This is a genomic window from Curtobacterium sp. PhB146 (assembly GCF_004342995.1).
Lineage (GTDB): Bacteria > Actinomycetota > Actinomycetes > Actinomycetales > Microbacteriaceae > Curtobacterium.
Window position 1 is genome coordinate 245,405 of the sequence record NZ_SMBN01000004.1, and the last position, 23,170, is coordinate 268,574.

General features: G+C 71.6%; 23 protein-coding genes. 4 read left to right on the forward strand and 19 right to left on the reverse strand.

Annotated elements, in window-relative coordinates:
* Positions 1 to 46: 46 nt before the first annotated feature.
* Both EDF33_RS16010 and EDF33_RS16015 read right to left on the reverse strand, forming a co-directional pair.
* The gene (locus EDF33_RS16010) at positions 47 to 1,432 is read right to left on the reverse strand and encodes a glycine--tRNA ligase (protein WP_132100558.1); all 1,386 of its coding nucleotides are present in this window, start codon (positions 1,430 to 1,432) and stop codon (positions 47 to 49) included.
* A gap of 107 nt (positions 1,433 to 1,539) precedes the next feature.
* Positions 1,540 to 2,595, reverse strand: a complete 1,056-nt coding sequence (locus tag EDF33_RS16015; RefSeq protein WP_132100559.1) for an aminotransferase class V-fold PLP-dependent enzyme — start codon at positions 2,593 to 2,595, stop codon at positions 1,540 to 1,542.
* A gap of 70 nt (positions 2,596 to 2,665) precedes the next feature.
* Here EDF33_RS16015 and EDF33_RS16020 point away from each other — a divergent pair, with 70 nt between their 5' ends.
* Positions 2,666 to 3,637 carry a LysR family transcriptional regulator gene (locus EDF33_RS16020; protein ID WP_132100560.1) on the forward strand — a complete coding sequence of 324 codons (972 nt, stop codon included), beginning with the start codon at positions 2,666 to 2,668 and terminating at the stop codon, positions 3,635 to 3,637.
* Positions 3,638 to 3,645: 8 nt separating this feature from the next.
* Here the strand turns inward: EDF33_RS16020 and EDF33_RS16025 are convergent, their stop codons facing one another.
* The 15 genes from EDF33_RS16025 to hrcA form a co-directional block, all read right to left on the reverse strand.
* Positions 3,646 to 4,443 carry an isoprenyl transferase gene (locus EDF33_RS16025; RefSeq protein ID WP_123292559.1) on the reverse strand — a complete coding sequence of 266 codons (798 nt, stop codon included), beginning with the start codon at positions 4,441 to 4,443 and terminating at the stop codon, positions 3,646 to 3,648.
* Positions 4,440 to 5,306 carry a DNA repair protein RecO gene (gene recO / locus EDF33_RS16030; RefSeq protein ID WP_131920522.1) on the reverse strand — a complete coding sequence of 289 codons (867 nt, stop codon included), beginning with the start codon at positions 5,304 to 5,306 and terminating at the stop codon, positions 4,440 to 4,442. The genes EDF33_RS16025 and recO overlap by 4 nt, the downstream gene beginning before the upstream one ends.
* Positions 5,307 to 5,591: 285 nt before the next feature.
* A complete protein-coding gene (gene leuA / locus EDF33_RS16035) occupies positions 5,592 to 7,367 on the reverse strand; it encodes a 2-isopropylmalate synthase (RefSeq protein WP_123292557.1) in 1,776 nt (591 codons plus the stop codon).
* A gap of 384 nt (positions 7,368 to 7,751) precedes the next feature.
* Entirely contained in the window at positions 7,752 to 9,152 is a 1,401-nt protein-coding gene (locus EDF33_RS16040; protein WP_132100561.1) for an ABC transporter permease, read from the reverse strand.
* Positions 9,149 to 9,901, reverse strand: coding sequence for an ABC transporter ATP-binding protein (locus tag EDF33_RS16045; protein WP_111085736.1), 753 nt, complete (start codon positions 9,899 to 9,901; stop codon positions 9,149 to 9,151). Before EDF33_RS16045 ends, EDF33_RS16040 begins: the two co-directional genes overlap by 4 nt.
* 111 nt (positions 9,902 to 10,012) lie before the next feature.
* Positions 10,013 to 10,702, reverse strand: coding sequence for a response regulator transcription factor (locus tag EDF33_RS16050; RefSeq protein WP_111085737.1), 690 nt, complete (start codon positions 10,700 to 10,702; stop codon positions 10,013 to 10,015).
* The gene (locus EDF33_RS16055; protein ID WP_243692471.1) at positions 10,699 to 12,009 is read right to left on the reverse strand and encodes a histidine kinase; all 1,311 of its coding nucleotides are present in this window, start codon (positions 12,007 to 12,009) and stop codon (positions 10,699 to 10,701) included. The genes EDF33_RS16050 and EDF33_RS16055 overlap by 4 nt, the downstream gene beginning before the upstream one ends.
* Positions 12,010 to 12,076: 67 nt before the next feature.
* On the reverse strand, positions 12,077 to 13,015 hold the full coding sequence (era, locus tag EDF33_RS16060) for a GTPase Era (protein WP_123292554.1): 939 nt from the start codon (positions 13,013 to 13,015) through the stop codon (positions 12,077 to 12,079).
* The gene (locus EDF33_RS16065; protein ID WP_123292553.1) at positions 13,012 to 14,331 is read right to left on the reverse strand and encodes a hemolysin family protein; all 1,320 of its coding nucleotides are present in this window, start codon (positions 14,329 to 14,331) and stop codon (positions 13,012 to 13,014) included. The genes era and EDF33_RS16065 overlap by 4 nt, the downstream gene beginning before the upstream one ends.
* A 3-nt stretch (positions 14,332 to 14,334) precedes the next feature.
* Positions 14,335 to 14,796, reverse strand: a complete 462-nt coding sequence (gene ybeY / locus EDF33_RS16070; protein WP_111085740.1) for an rRNA maturation RNase YbeY — start codon at positions 14,794 to 14,796, stop codon at positions 14,335 to 14,337.
* A complete protein-coding gene (locus EDF33_RS16075) occupies positions 14,793 to 15,854 on the reverse strand; it encodes a PhoH family protein (protein WP_228510585.1) in 1,062 nt (353 codons plus the stop codon). The genes ybeY and EDF33_RS16075 overlap by 4 nt, the downstream gene beginning before the upstream one ends.
* A gap of 70 nt (positions 15,855 to 15,924) precedes the next feature.
* The gene (locus EDF33_RS16080; RefSeq protein WP_123292550.1) at positions 15,925 to 16,278 is read right to left on the reverse strand and encodes a histidine triad nucleotide-binding protein; all 354 of its coding nucleotides are present in this window, start codon (positions 16,276 to 16,278) and stop codon (positions 15,925 to 15,927) included.
* Positions 16,279 to 16,318: 40 nt separating this feature from the next.
* On the reverse strand, positions 16,319 to 17,056 hold the full coding sequence (locus EDF33_RS16085) for a 16S rRNA (uracil(1498)-N(3))-methyltransferase (protein ID WP_132100562.1): 738 nt from the start codon (positions 17,054 to 17,056) through the stop codon (positions 16,319 to 16,321).
* Positions 17,056 to 18,168, reverse strand: coding sequence for a molecular chaperone DnaJ (dnaJ, locus tag EDF33_RS16090; RefSeq protein ID WP_111085744.1), 1,113 nt, complete (start codon positions 18,166 to 18,168; stop codon positions 17,056 to 17,058). Before dnaJ ends, EDF33_RS16085 begins: the two co-directional genes overlap by 1 nt.
* 49 nt (positions 18,169 to 18,217) lie before the next feature.
* On the reverse strand, positions 18,218 to 19,240 hold the full coding sequence (gene hrcA, locus EDF33_RS16095) for a heat-inducible transcriptional repressor HrcA (protein ID WP_123340397.1): 1,023 nt from the start codon (positions 19,238 to 19,240) through the stop codon (positions 18,218 to 18,220).
* A gap of 88 nt (positions 19,241 to 19,328) precedes the next feature.
* Between hrcA and EDF33_RS16100 the strand changes: the two genes are divergently transcribed.
* Positions 19,329 to 19,736, forward strand: coding sequence for a DUF4870 domain-containing protein (locus tag EDF33_RS16100; RefSeq protein WP_243692472.1), 408 nt, complete (start codon positions 19,329 to 19,331; stop codon positions 19,734 to 19,736).
* A 28-nt stretch (positions 19,737 to 19,764) separates the two neighbouring features.
* Here the strand turns inward: EDF33_RS16100 and hemW are convergent, their stop codons facing one another.
* Positions 19,765 to 21,006 (reverse strand): radical SAM family heme chaperone HemW, encoded by a 1,242-nt coding sequence (gene hemW, locus EDF33_RS16105; protein ID WP_132100563.1) that lies wholly within the window; start codon positions 21,004 to 21,006, stop codon positions 19,765 to 19,767.
* 28 nt (positions 21,007 to 21,034) lie between these two features.
* Between hemW and EDF33_RS16110 the strand changes: the two genes are divergently transcribed.
* The gene (locus EDF33_RS16110; protein WP_159574057.1) at positions 21,035 to 21,727 is read left to right on the forward strand and encodes an HAD family hydrolase; all 693 of its coding nucleotides are present in this window, start codon (positions 21,035 to 21,037) and stop codon (positions 21,725 to 21,727) included.
* 85 nt (positions 21,728 to 21,812) lie between these two features.
* Here the strand turns inward: EDF33_RS16110 and EDF33_RS16115 are convergent, their stop codons facing one another.
* Positions 21,813 to 22,460: a DUF1990 domain-containing protein gene (locus EDF33_RS16115; protein ID WP_111085748.1), complete on the reverse strand. Its 648-nt coding sequence runs from the start codon at positions 22,458 to 22,460 to the stop codon at positions 21,813 to 21,815.
* Between the two features lie 140 nt (positions 22,461 to 22,600).
* On the opposite strand from EDF33_RS16115, the gene EDF33_RS16120 reads away from it, so the two are divergent.
* Complete coding sequence (locus tag EDF33_RS16120) at positions 22,601 to 23,092, forward strand: hypothetical protein (RefSeq protein ID WP_132100565.1); 492 nt, start codon at positions 22,601 to 22,603, stop codon at positions 23,090 to 23,092.
* Positions 23,093 to 23,170: the final 78 nt, after the last annotated feature.

Consider the following 23,170-nt stretch of genomic DNA (forward strand, 5'->3'; position numbering starts at 1 on the left):
CGGGTGTGCAACGCACGAACACCGGTGTTCTGCGGAGCCGAAACCCCTACGCGCCGAGCAGGCGCTGCGCCAGGTAGCCCTGCAGCTGGTCGAGGGCGACCCGCTCCTGCGCCATGGTGTCGCGCTCGCGCACGGTCACGGCCTTGTCCTCGAGCGTGTCGAAGTCGACCGTGATGCAGAACGGCGTGCCGATCTCGTCGTGGCGACGGTAGCGACGGCCGATCGCACCGGCGTCGTCGAAGTCCACGTTCCAGTTCTTGCGCAGGTCGTCGGCCAGGCCGCGGGCGACCGGCGACAGCTGCTCGTTGCGCGACAGCGGCAGCACCGCGGCCTTGACGGGAGCCAGGCGCGGGTCGAGTCGCAGCACGGTGCGCTTGTCGACGCCGCCCTTCGCGTTCGGTGCCTCGTCCTCGTGGTACGAGTCGAGCAGGAACGCCATGAGCGCACGGGTCAGGCCGAAGGACGGCTCGATGACGTACGGCACGTACTTCTCGTTCGCCGCCTGGTCGAAGAAGCGCAGGTCCTGGCCGGACGACTCGATGTGGTTGTTGAGGTCGAAGTCGGTGCGGTTCGCGACGCCCATCAGCTCGCCCCACTCCGAGCCGGTGAACCCGAAGCGGTACTCGATGTCGGCGGTGGCGTCGGAGTAGTGCGCCCGCTCGCCGTCCGGCACGTCGAAGCGACGCAGGTTCTCCGGGTCGATGCCGAGGTCGGTGTAGAACGCGACGGAGTCGGCGATCCACTGCTCGTAGTGCTCGCCCGCCTCGGCCGGCGGCACGAAGTACTCGATCTCCATCTGCTCGAACTCACGCGTGCGGAAGATGAAGTTGCCGGGCGTGATCTCGTTGCGGAACGCCTTGCCGACCTGGCCGATGCCGAACGGGGGCTTCATCCGGCTGGTCGTCACGACCTGCGCGAAGTCGACGAAGATGCCCTGGGCGGTCTCGGGGCGCAGGAAGTTCAGGCCCTCCTCCGACTCGACCGGGCCGAGGTAGGTCTTGAGCATCCCGGAGAACTCGCGGGGCTCGGTCCACTCGCCGCGGGTGCCGCAGTTCGGGCAGGCGATCTCGGCCATGCGGCCCTCGGGCTCGCGGCCCTTCTTGGCGACGAACGCCTCGATCAGGTGGTCCTCGCGGAACCGGTGGTGGCAGTGCAGGCACTCCACGAGCGGGTCGGTGAAGGTCGCGACGTGGCCGGAGGCCTCCCACACCTTGCGGGGCAGGATGACGGCGGAGTCGAGGCCGACCATGTCGCCACGGCCGCGGACGAACCGCTGCCACCACTGACGCTTGATGTTCTCCTTGAGCTCCACACCGAGGGGCCCGTAGTCCCACGCGGAGCGGGAGCCTCCGTAGATCTCACCCGACTGGAAGACGAAGCCGCGGCGCTTGGCCAGGGCGATGACGCTGTCGAGACGGGTGGGCTGTGCCAAAGAGTGCTCCAGAGGTCGCCGAGCTGGGTGCTCGGTGCGGAAACGGTCCGGGCAAGACTACCGGCGATCGTCGGCCGGGAGGCCCGCCCCGCGTCCGCCCGCAGCGCTCACGTCCTCGCCGTGGTCGCCCCCACCCCGCACAGTGCGGCCGCCACGTCGGTCACGTCGGACTCGTCGTTCCACAGGTGGAACGCGATCCGGAGTCGCCCGGCACGCCCCGACGCGGTGAGCCCGGCGGCGGTGAGGGCCCGGAGGGCCGACCCGTCGGCGTCCGCGAACGTCACGATCGCCTGCCCGTCGCACTGCCGAGGCGACCCGAGGGCGTCGCACAGCCGATCTGCGAGACCGGTGGCGTGCCTCCAGACCGCCTGCTGGTCGAGCGCGACCGCGTGTTCGAGCGCGGCCACGGCACCGGGCCACGCCTGCCAGGCCGGCGAGACGTCGAAGCGACGGGCGTCGTCGGCCAGGCGCATGTCGGGGCCGTAGCAGGACGACCACACGTCCGCGCCGGCGTACCAGCCGGCCTGGACCGGGCGGAGCCGACCGAGGGCGGTGTCGGAGAGTGTCATGAAGGCGACGCCGCGCGGTGCGCAGAGCCACTTGTAGGCGTGCGTGAGCGTCACGTCGAACAGTGCCGCGTCGACGGGCAGGACACCGGCTGCCTGCGTGAGGTCGCAGAGGGTCAGGGCGCCGACCTTCCGGGCCGCGGCGACGACCGGGTACGGATCCGTGACCGCGCCGGTGGCGGACTGCACTGCGGACCACGCGACGAGGGCGGTGTCGGGCCCGACGGACGCGGCGAGCCGGTCGAGCGGCACGTGCCGGACGCGGACGCCACGGTGCGCCTGGGCGAGGAACGGGAACACGACCGAGCTGAAGTCGCCGTCGGGCACGACCACCTCAGCACCGTCCGGTAACGCATCGGCGACGACCGCAGCCATCACCGAGGTCTGCGAGCCGGTCGCCACGTGGGACACCGGCACCCCGACGAGGGCGGCGAACAGCGCGCGGCCCTCCTCGACCAACGCCCCGTAGTGGGCCGGCGAGGTCTCGGCGCGGGACCACGCGTCGAGGTCGGCCCGCTGGGCGGCGATCGTGGCACGGGTCGGCAGACCGGCGGTGCACGCCGCGAGGTAGCCACGACCGGCGGGGAAGGAGTCCATGCGGACAGCGTCCCGGCTCGTGCCCCATCACACCAGGCCTGTTCTGTTGTGCAGCCGATAACATCGCGTGATGGACGACATCGATCCCCAGCTGCTCCGGATCCTCCGCGCTGTGGCCGACGGTGGGTCGATCACCCGCGCCGCCGCAGCACTCGGGTCGAGCCAACCCGCGGTCAGCCAGTTGCTCGCCCGGGCCGAACGGCGGCTCGGGCACACCCTGGTGCTGCGGTCCGGGCAGGACGGTCGCGGCGGGCGCGGTGCCACCCTGACGGACGCCGGTCGGGTGCTCGCCGACCACGCCCTGCACGTGCAGGCCGCACTCACCGCGGCGCGAGAGGACCTCGACGCCGTCGGGGGGCTGACCCGCGGCCGCGTTCGCCTCGCCGGGTTCCCGAGCGCGTCCTCGGCCCTCGTGCCCGCGGTGCTCGCCCGGCTGGCGTCGACGGCTCCGGGCGTGACGACCTCGTACGTCGAGGTCGAACCGCCCGAGGCGCTCGACCTGCTGCGGAGCGGGGAGGTCGACGTCGCCCTGACCTTCACCTACGTCGGCGACGAAGTCGGGTCCGCCCCGGACCCCGGGCTCGTCACCCGGGCGCTCGGGCGTGATCCGCTCGCGCTGGTGACGCCCTCCGTGTCCGTGGGGTCCGATGCTGCGGACTCTGGTGCCGCGGATTCCGGTGCTGTCGACCTCGCGTCGCACCGCGACGCCCGCTGGATCGGCGGCTGCCCCCGGTGCCGCGGCCACCTGCTCGCCTCGTGTGCGACCGCCGGGTTCACCCCGGACATCGTGCTCGAGACCGACAACGCGGCAGCGGTGGTGGGGCTCGTCGCCGCCGGACTCGGCGTGGCGCTGCTCCCCCGGTTGGCGCTCGCGACGACGGTGATCCCCGCCGACGTCCGGGTCGACCCCGTGGACGACGACCTGGCCCGCCGGGTCGAGGTCGTCATCGCCCGAGGGGCCGAGCGTGTCCCGAGCGTCCGTGCCGCCCTGGATGCGGTGCGGTCGGCGGCACACCTGCTCGACGGGCCGCTGCCCGGCTGACGGGTGCGTCAGGCGGTCGGGGCGTCGACCGCACCGCCGTAGCGCCGGTCGCGGCGTGCGTACTCCTCGATCGCACCCCACAGGTCCGTGCGCCGGAAGTCCGGCCACAGGCGGTCCAGGAACACCATCTCGGCGTACGCCGACTGCCACAGCAGGAAGTTGCTCGTGCGCTGTTCCCCCGAACTGCGCAGGAACAGGTCGACGTCGGGCATCTCGGGCACGTAGAGCCGCTTCGCCAGTGCCTTCTCGGTGACCTGGCTCGGCTTGAGGCGTCCGGCGGCGACCTCTTCGGCCATCCCCCGCACGGCGTCGACGATCTCGTTCCGGCCGCCGTAGTTGACGCACATCGTCAGGGTCAGCACGTCGTTGCCCGCGGTCATCTGCTCGGCACGGTCGAGCTCGTCGATGACGCTCCGCCACAGCCGCGGACGGCGTCCGGCCCACCGCACCTTGACGCCCCACTCGTTCAGTTGGTCGCGCCGACGACGGATCACGTCGCGGTTGAAGCCCATCAGGAACCGGACCTCTTCCGGCGAACGCTTCCAGTTCTCGGTCGAGAACGCGTACGCCGAGATGTGCTTGACGCCGATCTGGATCCCACCGGCGACGACGTCGAGCAGCGAGGCCTCGCCGGCCTTGTGCCCCTCGATCCGGGTGAGCCCGCGGCCGTTGGCCCACCGGCCGTTGCCGTCCATCACGATCGCGACGTGGTCCGGCACGAACCGGGCCGGGATCGCCGGAGGCGTCTCACCGGTCCAGTCGATCGGGCGGAACGGCTCGGCGTCGTCGGGGCGGCGGGGGCTCATGCGGTGGGGGTTCCTTCCACGGTGCGGGTTCCTTCCGCGGCGGGATCGGGGTCAGGGAGTGCGGGTGCCGGGGTGGAGGCCACCGCGCGTGCGGTCGCCTCGGGTCCGTCGTGGGTCAGCGGCACGGGCAGCGGGTGCTCCGAGCGGTCGACGTGCGGCAGGGACCGGAGCGATCGTTCCAGGTGCCACTGGGCGTAGGCCGCGACCACGCCGGAGGCCCGCGACCGCGTCCGTTCGTCGGTGGCGTCGACGCTCGCCCAGTCGCCGGCGAGCAGCGAGCCGAGCACGCCGAGGGTCGCCGGGTCGAGCCGCGGTGTGCCGGGAGGCGCAGCCCGGTCGGCGACGACCCCGCCGAGCTGCACCACGAACGCGGAGTGCGGCCCGGGCTCCCCCGTCACCGCGCAGTCGCTGAACGAGGGCGCCCACCCCGCGATGCTCATCGCACGGAGCAGGTAGGAGTCGAGCGTCGCGCTGGAGTGGTGCTCACCGCGCGACAGCGACCGCAGCGCGCCGACGAGCAACAGGTACTGCTGCAGCCCGGCGTCGGCCTCGCTCAGGCGGTCGGCGGTCTCGACCATCGCACTGGCTGCCGTGTACGCGCCGTAGTCGGCGACGATCTGCGCCCCGTAGGCCCCGAGCGACTCGGCCTGCGTGACGATGTCGAGCGAGCGGCCCTCGTAGAACTGGGCGTCGACGACCATGAACGGCTCGAGCCGGCTGCCGAACTTCGACGCCGTCCGCCGCACGCCCTTGGCCACCGCGCGGATCTTGCCGTGCTGCCGGCTGAGCATGGTGACGATGCGGTCGGCTTCCCCGAGCTTGTGGGTGCGCAACACGACGCACTCGTCCCGGTACAGCGGCATGCCCCCAGTATCCCCCGCCCCGCCGACACCGCGTGCGGCGCGCAGCGCGCAGCCGCGCGCGCGGCGCGCGTGTACCGAGCGGAATCGGGCGTACCTGGTCGAAAGAAACGATCAGGTACGCCCGATTCGACTTGCCATCGCGCGTGACGGGGGAAAGACCGGGCACAGACGGGAGGCTCCCCACCGGGCACGGCCGGTCCGCCGCTGGCGCGTCGGCCCGGAACCGGCCGGCGTGGGCCCAGGTGCAGGACGGACCTGCACCGCGCCTCCCGGTCTGGTCGCGTCTCAGGCGGAGACGAGCTCCGGCGAGTCGGCGCCGGCTGCAGCACCGGCGCGCACCGCGCGGTTCACCGCGGACACGATCGCCTTGAGCGAGGCAGTCGAGATGTCGGCGTCGATGCCGACGCCCCACAGGCGCACGCCGTCGACGTCGAGCTCGACGTACGACGCCGCCTTGGCGTCACCGGAGGCGCTCATCGTGTGCTCCGAGTAGTCGTACAGCGTGACCTGGACGCCCTGCTCGGCGAGGACCTTGAGGAACGCGTCGATCGGACCGGTGCCCACGGCGTCGGCGGTGACGGAGCCCTCGTCGACGCGGAGTGCGACCGAGAGCGAGGTCGTGCCGTCGAAGTCGCTCGAGGTCGCCGTCTTGGTGAGCTCGTACCGGCCCCACTTGTCGTCGTCGGTCGAGGCGGGCAGGTACTCGTCCTGGAACACGTCCCAGATGCGCTGCGACGAGAACTCGCCGCCCTCGGTGTCGGTGTGCCGCTGGACGACGCCGGAGAACTCGATCTGCAGCTTGCGGGGCAGGTCGAGAGCGTGGTCGGTCTTGAGCAGGTACGCGACGCCGCCCTTGCCGGACTGCGAGTTCACGCGGATGACGGCCTCGTACGACCGGCCGATGTCCTTCGGGTCGACGGGCAGGTACGGCACAGCCCACTCGATCTCGTCGATGTCCTTGCCCGCGGCGGCGGCCTTGGCCTTCATCGCCTCGAAGCCCTTGTTGATGGCGTCCTGGTGCGAGCCACTGAACGCCGTGTAGACGAGGTCGCCCGCCCACGGCTGACGCTCCGGCACCGGCAGCTGGTTGCAGTACTCGACGGTGCGCTTCACCTGGTCGATGTCCGCGAACGAGATCTCCGGGTCGATGCCCTGCGTGAACAGGTTCATGCCCAGCGCGACGAGATCGACGTTGCCGGTGCGCTCACCGTTGCCGAACAGGCAGCCCTCGATGCGGTCCGCGCCGGCCATGTAGCCCAGCTCGGCGGCGGCGACGGCGGTGCCGCGGTCGTTGTGCGGGTGCAGCGAGAGGATGACGTCCTGGCGGTGCGCGAGGTTGCGCGACATCCACTCGATCGAGTCGGCGTAGACGTTCGGCGTCGCCATCTCGACGGTGGCCGGCAGGTTGATGATGACCTTGCGGTCGGGGGTGGGCTCGAAGACCTCGAGCACGGCGTTGCAGATCTGCAGCGCGACCTCGAGCTCGGTGCCCGTGTAGGACTCCGGCGAGTACTCGTAGTAGACCGTCGTGTCGTGCTGCAGCGTCGCCTCGGCCGCCTTGCACAGCTTCGCGCCGGCCACCGCGATGTCGACGACACCCTGCACGTCGGTGCGGAAGACGACCTCGCGCTGCACGATCGACGTCGAGTTGTACAGGTGGACGATGGCCTGCTTCGCGCCGTCGATCGCCTCGTACGTGCGCTGGATGAGGTGCTCGCGCGCCTGGGTCAGCACCTGGATGGTGACGTCGTCGGGGATCGCGCCCTCGTCGATCAGGCTGCGGACGAAGTCGAAGTCGGTCTGCGAGGCGCTCGGGAACCCGACCTCGATCTCCTTGTAGCCCATGCCGACGAGCAGGTCGAACATGGCGCGCTTGCGCTCGGCGTCCATCGGGTCGATGAGGGCCTGGTTGCCGTCCCGCAGGTCGACCGCACACCAGCGCGGGGCCCGCTCGATGCGTTTCGTCGGCCAGGTGCGGTCGGGCAGTTCGACCGAGATCTGTTCGTGGAAGGGGACGTACTTGTGGATCGGCATCCCGGAGGGCTGCTGCGTGTTCTGCATCGTTCGTCGCTTTCGTGTGCTCTGGATGAGGGCGGCCACGACGGACTCCGCGACGAGGTGGGCCGGTGTGTCAGGCCTCGTCGCGGCAGCGAAGGAGGAGGAGTGCCGAGTACATCGAGTCCACGGTAGCACCGGCGGGCTGCTGTGTGACAAGCGCGTCGGTGGTCGGCGCCCGAGTGGTCACGACATGCCGCCGGTCGCTCGCCGAGGTTCCACGAAGCGTCGCCAGCGCCGCCGAGAACTGCGGATCGTGGAACTTCGGCGAACGCGAGCGGCGTGGCGGGCGCGGGCGCCGCGGTGGACGCACGGAACGGCGGACGGGAGGCACGGTGCCAGCTGACACCGTGCCTCCCGTCCGCCGCGTGGTGCGACCAGAGCGCGGCGTCAGTCGACCGCGAGCGCCTCGGTCGGGGGCACGCGCATCGCGCGCCGCACCGGCGCGATCGTCGCGACGACCGCCAGCACGAGCGCCCCGACGACGACGATCCCGATGGTGAGCGGCGGCAGCACGGGCGTGACCGGGTGCCCGAGCGACCCGAGCAGCGTCTGCCCGCCGACCCATCCGTAGAAGGTGCCGAGCACGAGCCCCGAGACTACGGCCGCGACGACCATCTGCACGGCCTCGGTCACGATCATCCGGCGGACCTGTGCCCCGGTGAGTCCGAGCACCCGCAGCAACCCGAGCTCGCGTCGGCGCTGCAGGACCCCGAGTGCCAGCGCGTTGACGACCCCGACGGCGGCGATCACGGCCGAGAACCCGACGATGACGCTGACGACGGCGTTCAGCTGGACGAAGAAGTCGCGCTGCGCCTGCACCATCTCGGTCGTCATCTGGCCCTGTCCCATCTGCTCGAGCTGGGCCTCGAGCACGTGCTGCATGATCCCCAGTGCGACGGCGAAGGTGACGAGCAGGGTGACGCCGATGACGAGCCCGATCGTCGCCCTCGAGGACCGACCCGGCGCACGCATGGCGTTGCGGCCGGCGAGCAGGACGACGGGGTCGTGCGAGCCGATCCGACCGATGAGCTGCAGCACCGGCGGCATCACGATGGTCGCTCCGACGGCGACGCCGGCGAACGACACGAACCCGCCGAGGGCAGCCGGCAGCACCGCGATCGGCGAGCTCCCGCTGACCGCGAGCCCGATGAGCATGAGCGCCGCGCCGCCGGCCATGAGCACGATGGCCCAGACCTTGCGGGCGGTGCCCGAGCGGACGTCGTCGTGGCTCGGTTCGACGCTCGAGGACAGCGCCTCGAGCGGGGTGACGGTCAGCACCCGGCGGGAACCCGCGGCGAACGCTCCCCAGGTCGCCAGGACCACGGCGACGACCGGCAACACGAGTTCCCACGGCAGGAGCGTGTAGTCGGCGTCGGGCAGGAACCCGTTGCCGCGCAGGACGACCACGAACACCGCGGACAGCCCGGTTCCCACGACGGCGCCGATCAGTCCGCCGAGCACCCCGACGGCCAGTCCGGTCCGGGTGATCCGGGCCCGGAGCGTGGCGCCGGTGGCACCGACGAGCCGCTGCAAGGCGATGATGCGGGTCTGCCCGGCGATGAGGGTCGCGCAGGTGTTGGCGGTGACGATCGCGCCGACGTACAGCGCGATGCCGAGGAACAGCCACCCGACGACGGACAGGATCGCCCTGACCGGGCCGAGGTCGGCGAGCCCGGCGGCGCCGAGCGCCTCGGTCACGATGCCCGGGGCGATGACGAGTGCCGAGCCGAACGTGGTGCCGAGCGCCGCGACCAGCACGGTCGGGGCGAAGGAGCGGACGCCGTTCACGCTGCCGCCTCCATCCCCAGCATCGTGGTGGAGATCGCGCCGGCGTCCATCGCCGGGCGGTCGGCGACGACCCGGCCGTCGGCGAGGAACAGGATCCGGTCGGCGTTGGCGGCGGCGACGGGGTCGTGCGTCACCATGACGACGCTCTGGCCCCACTCCTGCACGGCCCCGCGCAGGATCGCGAGCACGTCACGGCCGGTGCGCGAGTCGAGGGCACCGGTCGGCTCGTCGGCGACGACGACTGCCGGACGCGAGGCGAGTGCCCGGGCGATGGCGACGCGCTGCTGCTGCCCACCCGACAGCTGGTGCGGCCGGTGCGAGAGCCGGTTGCCGAGTCCGAGCTGGTCGACCAGACGGTCGATCCACGCGCTCTCGTCCTTCGACGGCTTGTGCCCGCCGAGCAGGAACGGCAACCGGATGTTCTCGCTGACGTCGAGCGTCGGCACCAGGTTGAACGACTGGAACACGAACCCGAGCCGGCGGCGACGGAGCTCGGTCAGGTCCTTGTCACCGAGCCCCGTGATGTCGACCCCGTCGATCTCGATGCGGCCCGCGGACACCGCGTCGAGGCCCGCGGCGACGTGCATGAGCGTCGACTTGCCGGACCCCGACGGCCCCATCACGGCGGTGAACTCCCCCGCGCCGATGTCGACGCTGACGTCGTCGAGCGCCGTCACCCGGCGCGCGGCGTCGCCGTAGTGCTTGGACACGTGGTCGAGTCGGATGATCGGAGCGTGGCTGGTGGTCATGCACCAACGATGGCGTCCGGGAGGCCCGCCCCGCGTCCGTCGGGCGGCTCCTGTGGATGAGCCGCTCGGCTCGACTTCCTGTGGACGGGTCATCCGATCGGATGACGTCCGTCAGTCGGCCTTGCTCACCAGCCCGTGCTCGTGCGCGAACACGACGAGGCGCACGCGGTCGCGGAGTCCGAGCTTCGTCAGGACCCGCGAGATGTGGGTCTTCACGGTCGCCTCGCTGACGTACTCGTGCTGCGCGATCTCGCTGTTGCTGAAGCCGCGGGCCGCCAGGTCGAAGATCTCGCGCTCGCGCGGGGTGAGGTCGTCGAACGTCGCCGGCACGGTGGCGGCCTGCTCGACGGAGTCGTCGTAGCGCCGCAGGAGTTCCCGCGTCGCGGAGGCCGCGAACACCGCGGTGCCGGCGTGGACGGTCCGCACGGCGGCGAGCAGGAACTCGGGATCGGCGTCCTTCAGCACGAAGCCGCTCGCCCCGGCCCGGATGGCCTTCGCCGCGGCCTCGTCGAAGTCGAACGTGGTCAGGACGAGCACCTTCGCGCCGTCGGTGCCGGCCTGTTCGACGATGTGCGCGGTCGCCGTGATGCCGTCCATCACGGGCATCCGGACGTCCATGAGCACGACGTCCGGTCGGGTGCGCCGGACGAGTTCGACGCCCTCGGCACCGTCGCCCGCCTCGCCCACGAAGTGCAGGTCGGGTTGGGAGCCGATGAGCATCCGGATGCCGGTGCGGAAGAGTGCCTGGTCGTCGACGAGGGCGACGCGGATGCGGCCGTCGGCCGGCGGGGTGGTGGTCATCGGGCGGTGCGCTCCTGCTCGGTCGGACTGATGGTCGGGGCGGGGGCCGACTCGGCGGTCGGGCCCGCAGCCGGGCTCGCGGCCCGGCTCGCGGTCGGGGTGATGCGCCCGCGGGGCATCTGCCCGCTCGCGGGAACGGCGGGCATGCGGACGGCGACCTCGAAGTCGGGGCCACGGACCCCGGCGGTCATCGTGCCGCCGGTCATGGTGGCACGCTCGCGCATGCCGACCAGGCCGTGCCCGGTGCCGGGACCCCGGGTGCCGTCGTCGGCGCGGCGGTTCACCACCGCGATCTCGACGGTGTCCGGGCGGTAGGTCAGTGATGCGTGCACCGGCGTGCCGGGCTCACCGTGCTTGTAGGCGTTCGTCAGGCTCTCCTGCACGATCCGGTACACCGCGAGCTGCGTCGTGGTGGGGAGGCCGGTCGGATCGCCCTCGCGCTCGACCCGGACGTCGAGGCCGACCTGGCGCATCTCGCCGACGAGCCGGTCGATGTCGTCGATCTCCGGCGTCGGGACGGTCCCCTGCTCGTGTCGGAGCGCACCGAGGAGCTCGCGGACGTCGCCGAGGGCCCGGCGGGCGGTGGTCGAGATGGTGCCGAGGGCCTGATCGGCGACGGCGGGGTCCGCCTTCAGCGCGTAGCGGGCTCCGTCCGCCTGGGCGATGACGACCGCGAGCGAGTGCGCGACGATGTCGTGCATGTCGCGGGCGATGCGCACGCGTTCCTGTTCGACCGCGACCGCTCGGTCGGCACGGGCGGCGTCGCGTTCGGCGAGCAGCTGGGCCTCACGGCTCATGCTCGCCGACCGGCGGGTACGGACCACGAGGCCGGCCAACCACGGCAGCAGCAGCAGGAGCAGGACGACGGCGAAGTACGAGACCGTGACCTGCACCGACTCCTGGAACGGCGTCGACGCGGTCTCGATCGTCAACCGGTTCCGGTAGTCGTCGACGCCGATGTAGAGCGCCGCGGTGACGGACCCGACGATGGCCGAGACGAGTCCGGCCAGCCGCACCCGCCGACTGCCGTAGGCGCTCGTCGTGTAGAGCACCGCGGCGATGAAGGCGTTCGACAGGTCGGGCATCTGACCCGTGACCATCTCGAAGACCGCGAACACCCAGGCGACGGCCAGTGCGAGGCCGGGCGACAGCCGTCGGAGCGCGAGGGCAGCGGTCATGCCGACGACCGTGACGATCGCGAGCGGGGATTCCATGCCCCGCGCCGAGGTGATCAGCACGAGCGAGCCGAGCACCACGGCGATGACCACGTCGGTGATGACCTGCGCGCGCAGCATGGGACGGAACACGCGTCCACGGTACGGCGCTCGGCTCACGGGCGCGTCCCTCGTGTGGATGACTCCTGGCGCCGGACGCTCAGAAGCCGAGGCGTCCGAGCTGCTTGGGGTCACGCTGCCACTCCTTGGCGACCTTCACACGGATGTTGAGGTACACGTGCCGACCGCCGAGCAGCGACTCGATCTCGACGCGGGCGCGGGAGCCGACGTCCTTCAGGCGCTCCCCCTTGTGGCCGATGACGATCGCCTTCTGGCTGTCGCGTTCGACGAACAGGTTCGCGAAGATGCGCAGGGGCCCGTCGGCGTCGTCGTCCTCGTCCGGCTCGACGATGTCCTCGATCACGACGGCGAGCGAGTGCGGCAGTTCGTCGCGGACGCCCTCGAGCGCGGCTTCGCGGATGAGTTCGCTGATGCGCTCCTCGTCGGTCTCCTCGGTCACGGCCGACGAGTCGTACAGCTGGGGCGACTCCGGCAGCAACGAGGTGATCTCGCCGAGGAGGTCCTCGAGCTGCAGGCCCTTCGTGCCCGACGTCGGGATGATCGAGTCCCAGTCGCGGAGCCGGGAGACGGCCAGCAGCTGCTCGCCGACCTTGTCCTTCGAGGTGCGGTCGATCTTGGTGACGATCGCGACCTTCTTGGCCCGCGGGTACTGGTCGAGGGTGTCGTTGATGAAGCGGTCGCCCGGGCCGATCGGCTCGTTGGCGGGGACGCAGAACCCGATGACGTCGACGTCACCGAGCGTGGACTGCACCAGGTCGTTGAGCCGCTCGCCGAGCAGGGTGCGGGGACGGTGCACACCCGGGGTGTCGACGATGATGACCTGGCCGTCGGGCCGGTGCACGATGCCGCGGATCGCGCGACGGGTGGTCTGCGGCTTCGACGAGGTGATCGCGACCTTCTGGCCCACCAGCGCGTTCGTCAGCGTGGACTTGCCCACGTTCGGACGCCCGACGAACGAGACGAAGCCCGCGCGGTAGGGCTTGCCCGAGGCGGTGGGGGTGGAGTCGGAGTCGGTCATGCGTGCGTGGTTCCCGTCGTGGTGGTGGCGTCGTCGAAGGCGTCCTCGACACCCGCGAGGGCGTGAGTGCGTTCGGCGAGCACGGTGATGAGGTGGCGGCGCTTGCCCTCGACCCGGTCGGCCGTCAGGACGACGCCGGACACCGTGACCGTGTCGCCGGAGACCGCCAGGTGGCCGAGCTCCTTGGTGAGCAGACCGCCGGCGGTGTCGACGTCGTCGTCGTCGAGCTCGATGCCGAACAGGTCGCCGAGCTCGTCGACGGGCAGTCGGGCCGAGATGCGCCAGAGGCCGGGCTCGACCTCGACCCGGTCGACCACGGCGCGGTCGTACTCGTCGGAGATGTCCCCGACGAGCTCTTCGATGAGGTCCTCCATCGTGACGAGACCGGCGACGCCGCCGTACTCGTCGACGACCAGGACCAGGTGGTTCTTCGCGACCTGCATGTGCCGCAGGGTGTCGTCGGCGGCCTTCGACTCCGGCACGAACTCGGCCGGACGCAGCAGCCGGGTGACCCGCTCACTGCCGGACCCCGGTCGCTCGTACAGCGCCCGCGACACGTCACGCAGGTACAGGACGCCGAGGACGTCGTCGCTGTCCTTGCCGGTGACGGGCATGCGGGACACCCCGGCGGCGAGGAACTGCTCCATGCCCGCGGCGAGCGTGTCCGAGCCGTCGACCGTGAGCATGTCGGTGCGCGGCACCATCACCTCGCGCACGAGGGTGTCGCTGAACTCGAAGACCGAGTGGATGAGTTCGCGGTCCTCGTCCTCGAGCACGTTGCTCTCGGTGGCCTCGTCGACGAGGGACAGCAGTTGTTCTTCGCTCGACACCGTCGAGGCGCTGCGGCCGCGGCCCGGGGTCACGCGGTCACCGATCCGGACGAGCAGACCGGCGAGCGGACCGAGCACGATCCGGACGGCGCGGACCAGGCCGCCGGTGGACGCCAGCAGCCGTTCGGCGTGCGCCCGTCCGACGCTGCGCGGACTCGACCCGACGAGCACGAACGACACGGCCGTCATGATCGCGGCGGAGACGATGAGCGCCACCCACCAGCTGTCGAACGCCCGCACCAGGGCGATCGTGACGAGCACGGCTGCGGCGGTCTCGGCGAGCACGCGGAAGAAGTTCAGGGCGTTGACGTGCGCGCCGACGTCGTCCGCGATCGCCTCGAGCGCACGACGACGCTCGTTGCCGCGGGCGATCTCGTCGAGGTCGGCACGGGACACCACGGAGAGCGCGGCGTCGCTCGCGGCGAGGAGCCCGCCGAGCACGACGAGCCCGAGCGCGACCGCGAGCAGACCGACGACGACGAGCATCGGCTACCGACCCCGGCGCTGGGCCGCGAAGGCCGTCAGGATCTCGCCCTGCAGCCCGAACATCTCGGCCTTCTCGTCCGGCTCGGCGTGGTCGAACCCGAGCAGGTGCAGGATGCCGTGGCAGGTGAGCAGCAGCATCTCGTCGGTGCTGGAGTGTCCGGCGGTCTTCGCTTGTTCCTCGGCGACCTGCGGGCAGAGCACGATGTCGCCGAGCAGGCCGGCGGGCGTGGGGTCCTCTTCGGTGCCCGGTCGGAGCTCGTCCATCGGGAAGCTCAGGACGTCGGTGGGGCCGGGCTCGTCCATCCACCGCACGTGCAGCTGCTCCATCGCGCCCTCGTCGACCAGGACGATCGCGAGTTCGGCGTCCGCGTGCACGTGCATCGCGTCGAGGGCGAACGCGGCGAGGCGCTGGATGGCTGCCTCGTCCACCTCGACCCCGGACTCGTTGTTGAGCTCGATGCTCACCGGTTGCCTCCTCGGGCGTCGTTCTGGGGGTACGGGGGTCGCTGGCGGTCCTGCGGCGGCCGACCACGGCGCTCGGCACGGTTGGCGCCGTCGGGGTTGCCGACCGGCGCGGTGCCCCGGCCACCGGGACGGTGACCGGCCTGCTCGGCGAGGCGTTCCTCGTCGTAGACGGTGTAGGCGTCGACGATGCGACCGACGAGCGTGTGCCGCACGACGTCCTCGCTGCCGAGGCGGGCGAAGTGGATGTCCTCGACCGTCTCGAGGATCCGCGTCACGAGCCGGAGTCCGGACACGTTGCCCGGCAGGTCGACCTGGGTGATGTCACCCGTGACGACCATCTTCGAGCCGAACCCGAGACGGGTCAGGAACATCTTCATCTGCTCGGGCGTCGTGTTCTGCGCCTCGTCGAGGACGACGAACGAGTCGTTGAGCGTCCGGCCGCGCATGTACGCGAGCGGCGCGACCTCGACCGTGCCCGCAGCCAGCAGCTTCGGGACCAGCTCGGGGTCCATCATCTCGTTCAGGGCGTCGTACAGCGGCCGCAGGTACGGGTCGATCTTGTCGGTGAGCGTGCCCGGCAGGAACCCGAGCCGCTCGCCGGCCTCGACCGCGGGACGGGTCAGGATGATCCGGGTGACCTCGCGCCGCTGCAGGGCCTGCACGGCCTTCGCCATCGCCAGGTACGTCTTGCCGGTGCCGGCGGGGCCGATGCCGAACGTGATGGTGTGCTCGTCGATGGCGTCGACGTAGGCGCGCTGCCCGTCGGTCTTCGGCCGCACGGACTTGCCGCGGCTCGACACGATCGGCGTGCCGAAGGTGTCGGACGGCTTGCGGTCGTCGTCGAGGATCCGTGCCGACATCGGGATGTCCGACGGGCCGATGTCCTGCCCGCGCTTGACCATGCCGACGAGTTCGTCGACGAGCGCCTTCGCCCGCGCGACCTCGCGCTCGGGCCCGGTGAGCGTGACCTCGTTGCCACGGACGACGACCTTGACGCCCGGGTACTGCCGTTCGACGGTCTTCAGCAGGCGGTCCTGGGGACCGAGGAGCTGGACCATGGCGATGCCGTCGACCTGGAGGGCGACGGAGACGACCTGGTCGTCGTCGGTGGTGGGCTGTGCTGGTTCGTTAGCCGGCAAGGGTGCCTTCCTGCAGTTCACCTGCGAGTACGTGCGCGTGCACGTGGAACACGGTCTGACCGGCGGCTTCGCCGGTGTTGAAGACGAGACGGAACTGGCCGCCGGCGCGCTCGTCGGCGATGCGCTGCGCGGTGGCGACCAGGTGGGCGAGGAGGTCGGGGTCACCGGCCGCGAGTTCGGCGACGTTCGCGTACTGCTCGGTCTTGGGGATGACCAGCACGTGGACGGGTGCCTTCGGGGCGATGTCCTCGATCGCGATCACGCGGTCGTCCTCGGCGACGACGGTCGCCGGGATCTCGCGCGCGATGATCTTGCTGAAGACGCTGGGCGTGCTGGTGCTCATGACTCCATCGTAGAACGCAGGACCGACCTCGGGCCTTCCCTCACCAGCGCCCGAGTCCGGCCTGCAGGATCGCGAGTGCCGCGGGGCCGGCGGTCGAGGTCCGCAGCACGCTGTCGCCGAGCCGGACCCTGATCGCTCCCGCGGCCTCGAGCCGCTCGAGCTCGGAGGCGTCGATGCCGCCCTCCGGCCCCACCACGAGGGCGATCTCGTCGAGGTCCGCCGTCGGTTCCCAGGTCGCGAGCCGCACGGTCGCGGTGGGGTCGAGCACGAGCACCGCAGCACCGGCACCGAGCGCGGGGACGAGCTGCGCCGTCGTGACGAGCGGCCCGACCTCGGGCACCCGCGACCGGATCGCCTGCTTCGCGGCCTCGTGCGCGATGGCCGTCCACCGCGATCGACCCTTCTCGACCTTCGGGCCCTCCCACCGGGAGACGCTGCGCGCGGCGGACCACGGCACGATCCGGTCGACGCCGATCTCCGTCGACGCCTGCACCGCCATCTCGTCGCGACCGCCCTTGGCGAGGGCCTGCACGAGCGTCAGCGACGGGACCGGCAGCGGGTCGACGGACAGCGATGCCACGGACAGCACCAGCGAGTCGCGGTCGACGGATTCCACCGCACCGGACACGACGGTTCCCCGTCCGTCCGAGAGCCGCAGCGTCTCACCGACCCGCACGCGCGAGACGGTCACGGCGTGCCGCCCCTCTGCCCCGTCGAGCGTCACGGAGCCACCGACGGCGACCCCGTCGAGCGACTCCACGACGTAGAGCGATGCCATCAGAAGTTGAAGAAGCGGTCGCGGAGCTTGCCGAACATGCCCTGCTGGAACCGGGCGAGCTGCGGCGCCGACGCCTTGTGCGACTTCGCGAGCTGCTCGACGAGCTGGCGTTCCTTGTGCGACAGCTTCGTCGGGGTGACGACCTGCACGCCGACCCGGAGGTCGCCGCGGCCGCTCCCGCGCAGCTTCGTGATGCCGCGGTCCTTGATCACCAGGACGTCCGCGCTCTGCACCCCCGGACGGATCTCGAGTTCGACGGGCCCGTCGAGTCCGTCGATCGTCGTGGTCGTGCCGAGCACGGCATCGGTCATCGCGACCTCGAGGGTGGCGAGCAGGTCGTCACCGTCGCGGCTGAAGACGTCGTCGTGCCGGACCCGGATCTCCAGGTACAGGTCGCCGGAGGGGCCACCGGCGGGGCCGACCTCACCCTGGCCCGGCATCTGCAGACGCAGGCCCGAGTCGACGCCGGCGGGGACGTCGACCGGCACGGTGCGACGGGCGCGGACGCGGCCCTGACCCTGGCAGGTCGGGCAGGGGCTCGGGATGACGGTGCCGTAGCCGCGGCAGGTGCCGCACGGGGCGCTCGTCACGACGTTGCCCAGCAGCGAGCGGACCTGGCGCTGGATGTTGCCGGACCCGCCGCAGATGTCGCAGGTGCGCGGGCTGGTGCCGGGTGCGCAGCACGACCCGTGACAGGTCTCGCACAGGACGGCGGTGTCGACCTCGACGTCCTTGTGGGTGCCGAAGACGACCTCGTCGAGGTCGACGTCGATGCGGAGCAGGGCGTCCTGCCCGCGCTCGGCACGGCTGCGGGGACCACTGCCCCGGCCGCCACCACCACCGCCGCCGAAGAAGGCGTCGAAGATGTCGCTGAACCCGCCGGCGCCGCCACCGAAGGGGCTGTCGGCCTGGGGCCCGGCGTCGTACCGGCGCCGCTGCTCAGGGTCGCTCAGGACGTCGTACGCGTGCGTGACGTCCTTGAACCGCTCGGCTGCCTCTGGGGCAGGGTTCACGTCCGGGTGGAGCTCACGCGCCAGGCGGCGGTAGGCCTTCTTGATGTCGGCATCGGAGGCGTCTCGCTGGACGCCGAGGACGTCGTAGTGGTCTGCCACGTATCCCTCAGTCGGTTGTGTTCGGTCGGTCGGTCGGTGTTGCAGTCGATCAGTGTTCGCCCAGGAGCTTGGACAGGTACCGTGCGACGGCCCGGACGGCAGCCATGTTCGTGCCGTAGTCCATCCGGGTCGGTCCCAGGACACCCAGGCGTGCCACCTCGCCGCCACCGGCGAGGTACCCGCCGGCGACGATGCTCGTGGCGTCGAGCCCGTACTCGGCGTTCTCGACGCCGATGCTGGCCGCCACCGCGATGTCGTCCACCTGCATCTCCCCGAACAACCGGAGCAGGGTGACTTGTTCCTCGATCGCTTCGAGCACCGGGAAGAGGCCGCCGGAGAAGTCCTGCTCGCTCTTCGCCAGGTTGGCGGCGCCGGCCATCACCAGGCGGTCCTGACGGTTCGCCGCGACCTGCTCGATGAGGGTCGCCACGACGACCCCGCCGAGCGCCTGGGCGTCGGGCCGGAGCTGTTGCGGCACCGCACGGAGCGCGGTGGGCACGTCCTGCAGCAGGAGCCCCACGGCCGCGCCGTTCAGCACGGTGCGGAGTTCGGTCAGCAGCGGCTCGTCGAGCGCGACGTCGGTCTCGACGACGCGTTGTTCGACCCGGGCGGTGTCGGTGATGAGCACGACCATGAGCCGGGCGTCGCCGAGGCGCACCAGCTCGACGTGCTGCACCCGGGCGCGCACCATCGAGGGGTACTGCACCAGGGCGACCTGGTTCGTGAGCTGGCTGAGCAGGCGGACGGTGCGGCCGAGGACCTCGTCGAGGTCGTTCGGGGCGCCGAGGAAGGTCTCGATGGCGTGCCGCTGGGCGCTCGTCAGCGGCCGGGCTGCGGCGAGGTGGTCGACGAACAGCCGGTAGCCCTTGTCGGTCGGCACCCGGCCGGACGAGGTGTGCGGCGCGACGATGAGCTGCTCGTCCTCGAGCAGGGCCATGTCGTTGCGGATCGTGGCGGCACTGACGCCGAAGGCGTGCCGCTCGACGATCGTCTTGGAGCCGACCGGTTCGCGGGACGCCACGTAGTCGCGCACGATGGCCTTCAGGACCTCGAGGCTGCGTTCACTGACCACGAGCGCTCCTTCCTGGTCGACCTGGCACTCGGACGTGTCGGCTGCTGATCCTACGCCCGCACGACTGCACCCCCGATACGCTTCCGGCATGACCTACGGACAGCAGCCCGGTGGCCCGCAGAACCCCAACGGGCCCCAGTACCCGGGCGGGTACACCCCGCCGCAGCCGATGAGCCCGGAGGACCAGCGCCTCTGGGCCACGCTGACGCACATCGGCGGGATCTTCTTCAACTTCGTCGCCCCGCTCGTGGCGTACCTGGTGCTGCGCGACCGCGGCGGCTTCATCCGCGAGCACACCCGGGTCGCACTGAACTTCCACATCACCGTGGCGATCGCGTACGTCGCGTGCGGCGTGCTGAGCGTCGTGGTCATCGGACTGGTGCTGTTCCCTATCGTCGCCGTCCTGACCGTCGTCTTCGGCATCCTGGCGGCCGTCGCGGCGAACCGGGGCCAGTTCTACCGCTACCCCCTGTCGATCGAGTTCATCAAGCAGTAGCAAGCACAGTGCAGTAGCAAGCACAGCGTCAGTCCAGCAGCTCCCGCACCACCGCGTCGGCGAGCAGGCGACCCTGCAGGGTCAGGTCGATGCGTCCCCGCACCGCGGCCGACCCGTCCACGAGACCCCGTGCGATGAGTCCCGCGACCCGGCCACGGGCCTCCTGGCGGATCTCGCTCGTCGCGAGCTCCCCGCGGACCCGCGCGGCGAGGAGCAGGCGCTCGACGTAGCGGGTCTCGTCGTCGATGACCTCGCGCCCGGCGGCCGGCGACTCGCCGGACAGCACCCGGTTCGCGTACGCGGCCGGGTGCTTCACGTTCCACCAGCGCGTGCCGGCGACCGCGGAGTGGGCACCGGGGCCGACACCCCACCAGTCGTGCCCCTTCCAGTACGACAGGTTGTGGCGACTCGCGTGCGCGTCGCCGCGCGCCCAGTTCGACACCTCGTACCAGGAGTACCCGGCGTCGCCGAGCACCTGGTCGGCGAGCTCGTACATGTCGGCGGCCAGGTCGTCGTCGGGGGCCGGGAGCTCCCCGCGCGAGACCATGCGGCCCATCGCGGTGCCGTCCTCGACGATGAGCGAGTACGCCGACACGTGGTCGGGCTCGCAGGCCAGCGCGGCGTCGAGCGAGGTGCGCCAGTCGTCGAGGGACTCCCCCGGTGTCGAGTAGATGAGGTCGAGGGAGACGTCGAGGCCCTGCTGCTTCGCGAGGTCGACGACGACCGGCACGCGCAATGGGTCGTGTGTGCGGTCGAGGGTCGCGAGGACGTGCGGAACCGCCGACTGCATGCCGTAGCTGATCCGGTTGAAGCCACCCTCGCGCAGTGTCTGCAACGAGGACGCGTCGACCGAGTCCGGGTTCGCCTCGGTCGTGACCTCGGCGCCGGGCAGGATCCCCCACGTGTCGTCGATGGCCCGCAGGATCATCGCCAGGTCGGACGCCGGCAGCATCGTCGGGGTCCCGCCACCGAAGAACACGGTCGACACCGGCCGACGCGGGACGCCGGAGCGGTCGAGCACGGTCGCGGCCCACTCGATCTCCCGCACGGCGTGGCCGGCGTAGTCGTCGCGGCGCACGCCGCGGAGCTCGGACGCCGTGTACGTGTTGAAGTCGCAGTAGCCGCAGCGCACCCGGCAGAACGGCACGTGGACGTAGACCCCGAACGGCACGGCCGCCGGGTCGGAACCGGCGGCGGAGCCCGCCGCGGCTCGCGGCACGATCAGTCCGTCAGCGGGTGCCGGATCGGCGATCGGGAGAGCACTCGGCATGGAGTCCATTGTCCGTCATGATGGACGCATGGAGCACCACCCCGTCCCCACCACGGTCCTGTGGGACATCGACGGCACCCTCGTGATGAACGCGTCGTCCCCGGGCAACCTCTACCACCTCGCGCTCGAGCGTGCGGTCGGCCGCGACCTCACCCTGCGCGTCGGGCACCAGCACGGTCGGACCGATGCCGGGCTCATCGCCGAGCACGTCCGTGCGCACGCGTTCGAGGACACGATCATCCCGACGGTCAGCCGCCACCTGCGCGACCTCACCGCCGAGCGGCACGCCTCAGGCGACCACCGGTCCCCCGTCCCCGGTGCCACCGCGCTGCTCACCCGCTTCGCGGAGCTCGGGTGGCGGAACGGCCTGCTCACCGGCAACTCCGAGTACCGCGCCCGCGTCAAGCTGGCCGGTGCCGGGTTCGACGAGGGCCTGTTCGACTGGGACCACTCCTACTTCGGCGACACCGAGGTGGAGCGTGCGGACGTCACCACCCGCGCGGCGGCGGAGCTCGCTGGCACCCGTGCCGTGATCGTCGGCGACACCCCGCGTGACGGCGAGGCCGCGGACGCCGCCGGCATCCCGTTCCTGGCGGTCGCCACCGGGGTGTTCGACGTCGAGGCGCTGCGGGTGACCAACGCGGTCACGGTCGCGCGGGACTGCCGGGTCGACGCCGCCCTGATCGAGGACGCCATCGCGGCGCTGCCGCCGCTGCGCTGACCCAGCGCGCACGCGCACGAAGCACACGCACGCACGCACGCACGCGCACGCAAGCACGCAGGCGCTCGCAAGCACGCGCTCGCCGCTAGTCGCCCCGCAGCGCCGCCAGGTACTGCTCCGCCATCACCTTCTGCTGCCGACGCAGCAGCGGCGCGACGAACTGCCACTTCCGGCTCGACGGCTGCGAGAACTGCCGGATCTGCAGCCACACGGAACCGTCCGACGTGCGCTCGACGACGAACGACTCCTCGCCGGAGAGCGGGTGCCCCTCGAGCGTGCCGTACGCGAAGCCCTTGCGGTCGTGCTCGTCGATGATCGACACGACCCGCACGGGCGCCTGCACGGTCCGCCCGAAGGCGTGCATCGTGAGCGTCGCCGACGTGCCGGCGGTCACCAGCGGGGTGCCGTCCGGCGCGAACTTCTCGACCCGGGGCGTGCCGATCGAGGCCGGGGCGATCGGGACGCCGTCGTCGTCGAACGTCACCGGGTTGTACCGGACCTCGTCGTCGTCGGGCTGTTCCTCGACGCGCACGCGGATGCCGCTGCGCTCCTGGATCTGCCACGTCAGGGCCTGCGTCACCGCGGTCTCGAACCGCTGGTCGCCGTGCCCGATCCGGGCACGCGACTCGGTGGGGGTGAATCCCTCGGGCGGGTACGTCATGAGGTCCGACGCCTGGGTCGCCCCCACCGCGCCGTAGGTCAGGGCGGTCCGGTAGCTCCCGCGGATGCTCATGCCGCCAGCCTACTTGCGCCTGCCCCGTCGGATCGAACCGATCACCGCTCAGGTCGCGTCGTCCGGGTCGCGTCGTCCGGTTCGCGTGCACCCCGAACTGGAGGCCCGACACCCGCCCGCCCCGCCCCTATCGTTGCAGCGTGCCCCGCTCCACCCCCGCGCCCTGGCGGTCCGTCGACCGTCGGACCGCGACGCTCGCCGCGCTCACGCTCGTCGCCTTCGGCGCCGCCGCACTCGCGCGTGTCCTCGTCGACGCGACGACGGCGAGCATCGGCTCGTCGACGCGGTACGTCACCGTGCCGGCCGCGCAGTGGGACACCTTCGACACCGCCAACGTGATCGCCTGCGTCGGCGCGTGCTGCGCGGGGGCGGGTGTGCTGCTGTTCGGAGCCACCCTGGTCGTGGCGGTCCGTCGGCACCGCGCGGCGCGACTGCCGCGCCTGCTCGCCGCCGTGACGCTCACGATGGTCGTCGGTGCCGTGCTCGCCGGGATCGCCGCGGGGGCGCAGGACGACTTCGCCGCGGCTGCGGGCTGGACCATCCTGCGGACCGCGCTGGCGGGACTGGCCGCCGCGAGCCTCCCGGCCCTCTGCCTGGCCGCCTTGCGGACCCGCGCCGCGCGCCTCCGCTGACGGCGCCCGACCGCGGCCGCCGGCGCCGACCGGCCCGGGCGAACTCTCGCGCCCAGCGACACTTCACGGCCGCCCCGG

Bases quoted from the DNA above. Each gene is read 5' to 3' on its own strand.
- recO (WP_131920522.1), bottom strand. From the start codon at position 5,306: ATGCCGCTGTACCGGGACGAGTGCGTCGTGTTGCGCACCCACAAGCTC.
- EDF33_RS16015 (WP_132100559.1), bottom strand. From the start codon at position 2,595: ATGGACTCCTTCCCCGCCGGTCGTGGCTACCTCGCGGCGTGCACCGCC.
- leuA (WP_123292557.1), bottom strand. From the start codon at position 7,367: ATGCAGAACACGCAGCAGCCCTCCGGGATGCCGATCCACAAGTACGTC.
- era (WP_123292554.1), bottom strand. From the start codon at position 13,015: ATGACCGACTCCGACTCCACCCCCACCGCCTCGGGCAAGCCCTACCGC.
- EDF33_RS16080 (WP_123292550.1), bottom strand. From the start codon at position 16,278: ATGAGCACCAGCACGCCCAGCGTCTTCAGCAAGATCATCGCGCGCGAG.
- EDF33_RS16020 (WP_132100560.1), top strand. From the start codon at position 2,666: ATGGACGACATCGATCCCCAGCTGCTCCGGATCCTCCGCGCTGTGGCC.
- EDF33_RS16075 (WP_228510585.1), bottom strand. From the start codon at position 15,854: ATGGTCCAGCTCCTCGGTCCCCAGGACCGCCTGCTGAAGACCGTCGAA.
- EDF33_RS16115 (WP_111085748.1), bottom strand. From the start codon at position 22,460: ATGAGCATCCGCGGGAGCTACCGGACCGCCCTGACCTACGGCGCGGTG.
- EDF33_RS16045 (WP_111085736.1), bottom strand. From the start codon at position 9,901: ATGACCACCAGCCACGCTCCGATCATCCGACTCGACCACGTGTCCAAG.
- EDF33_RS16065 (WP_123292553.1), bottom strand. From the start codon at position 14,331: ATGCTCGTCGTCGTCGGTCTGCTCGCGGTCGCGCTCGGGCTCGTCGTG.
- EDF33_RS16110 (WP_159574057.1), top strand. From the start codon at position 21,035: ATGGAGCACCACCCCGTCCCCACCACGGTCCTGTGGGACATCGACGGC.
- EDF33_RS16050 (WP_111085737.1), bottom strand. From the start codon at position 10,702: ATGACCACCACCCCGCCGGCCGACGGCCGCATCCGCGTCGCCCTCGTC.
- EDF33_RS16085 (WP_132100562.1), bottom strand. From the start codon at position 17,056: ATGGCATCGCTCTACGTCGTGGAGTCGCTCGACGGGGTCGCCGTCGGT.
- EDF33_RS16100 (WP_243692472.1), top strand. From the start codon at position 19,329: ATGACCTACGGACAGCAGCCCGGTGGCCCGCAGAACCCCAACGGGCCC.
- hemW (WP_132100563.1), bottom strand. From the start codon at position 21,006: ATGCCGAGTGCTCTCCCGATCGCCGATCCGGCACCCGCTGACGGACTG.
- EDF33_RS16025 (WP_123292559.1), bottom strand. From the start codon at position 4,443: ATGAGCCCCCGCCGCCCCGACGACGCCGAGCCGTTCCGCCCGATCGAC.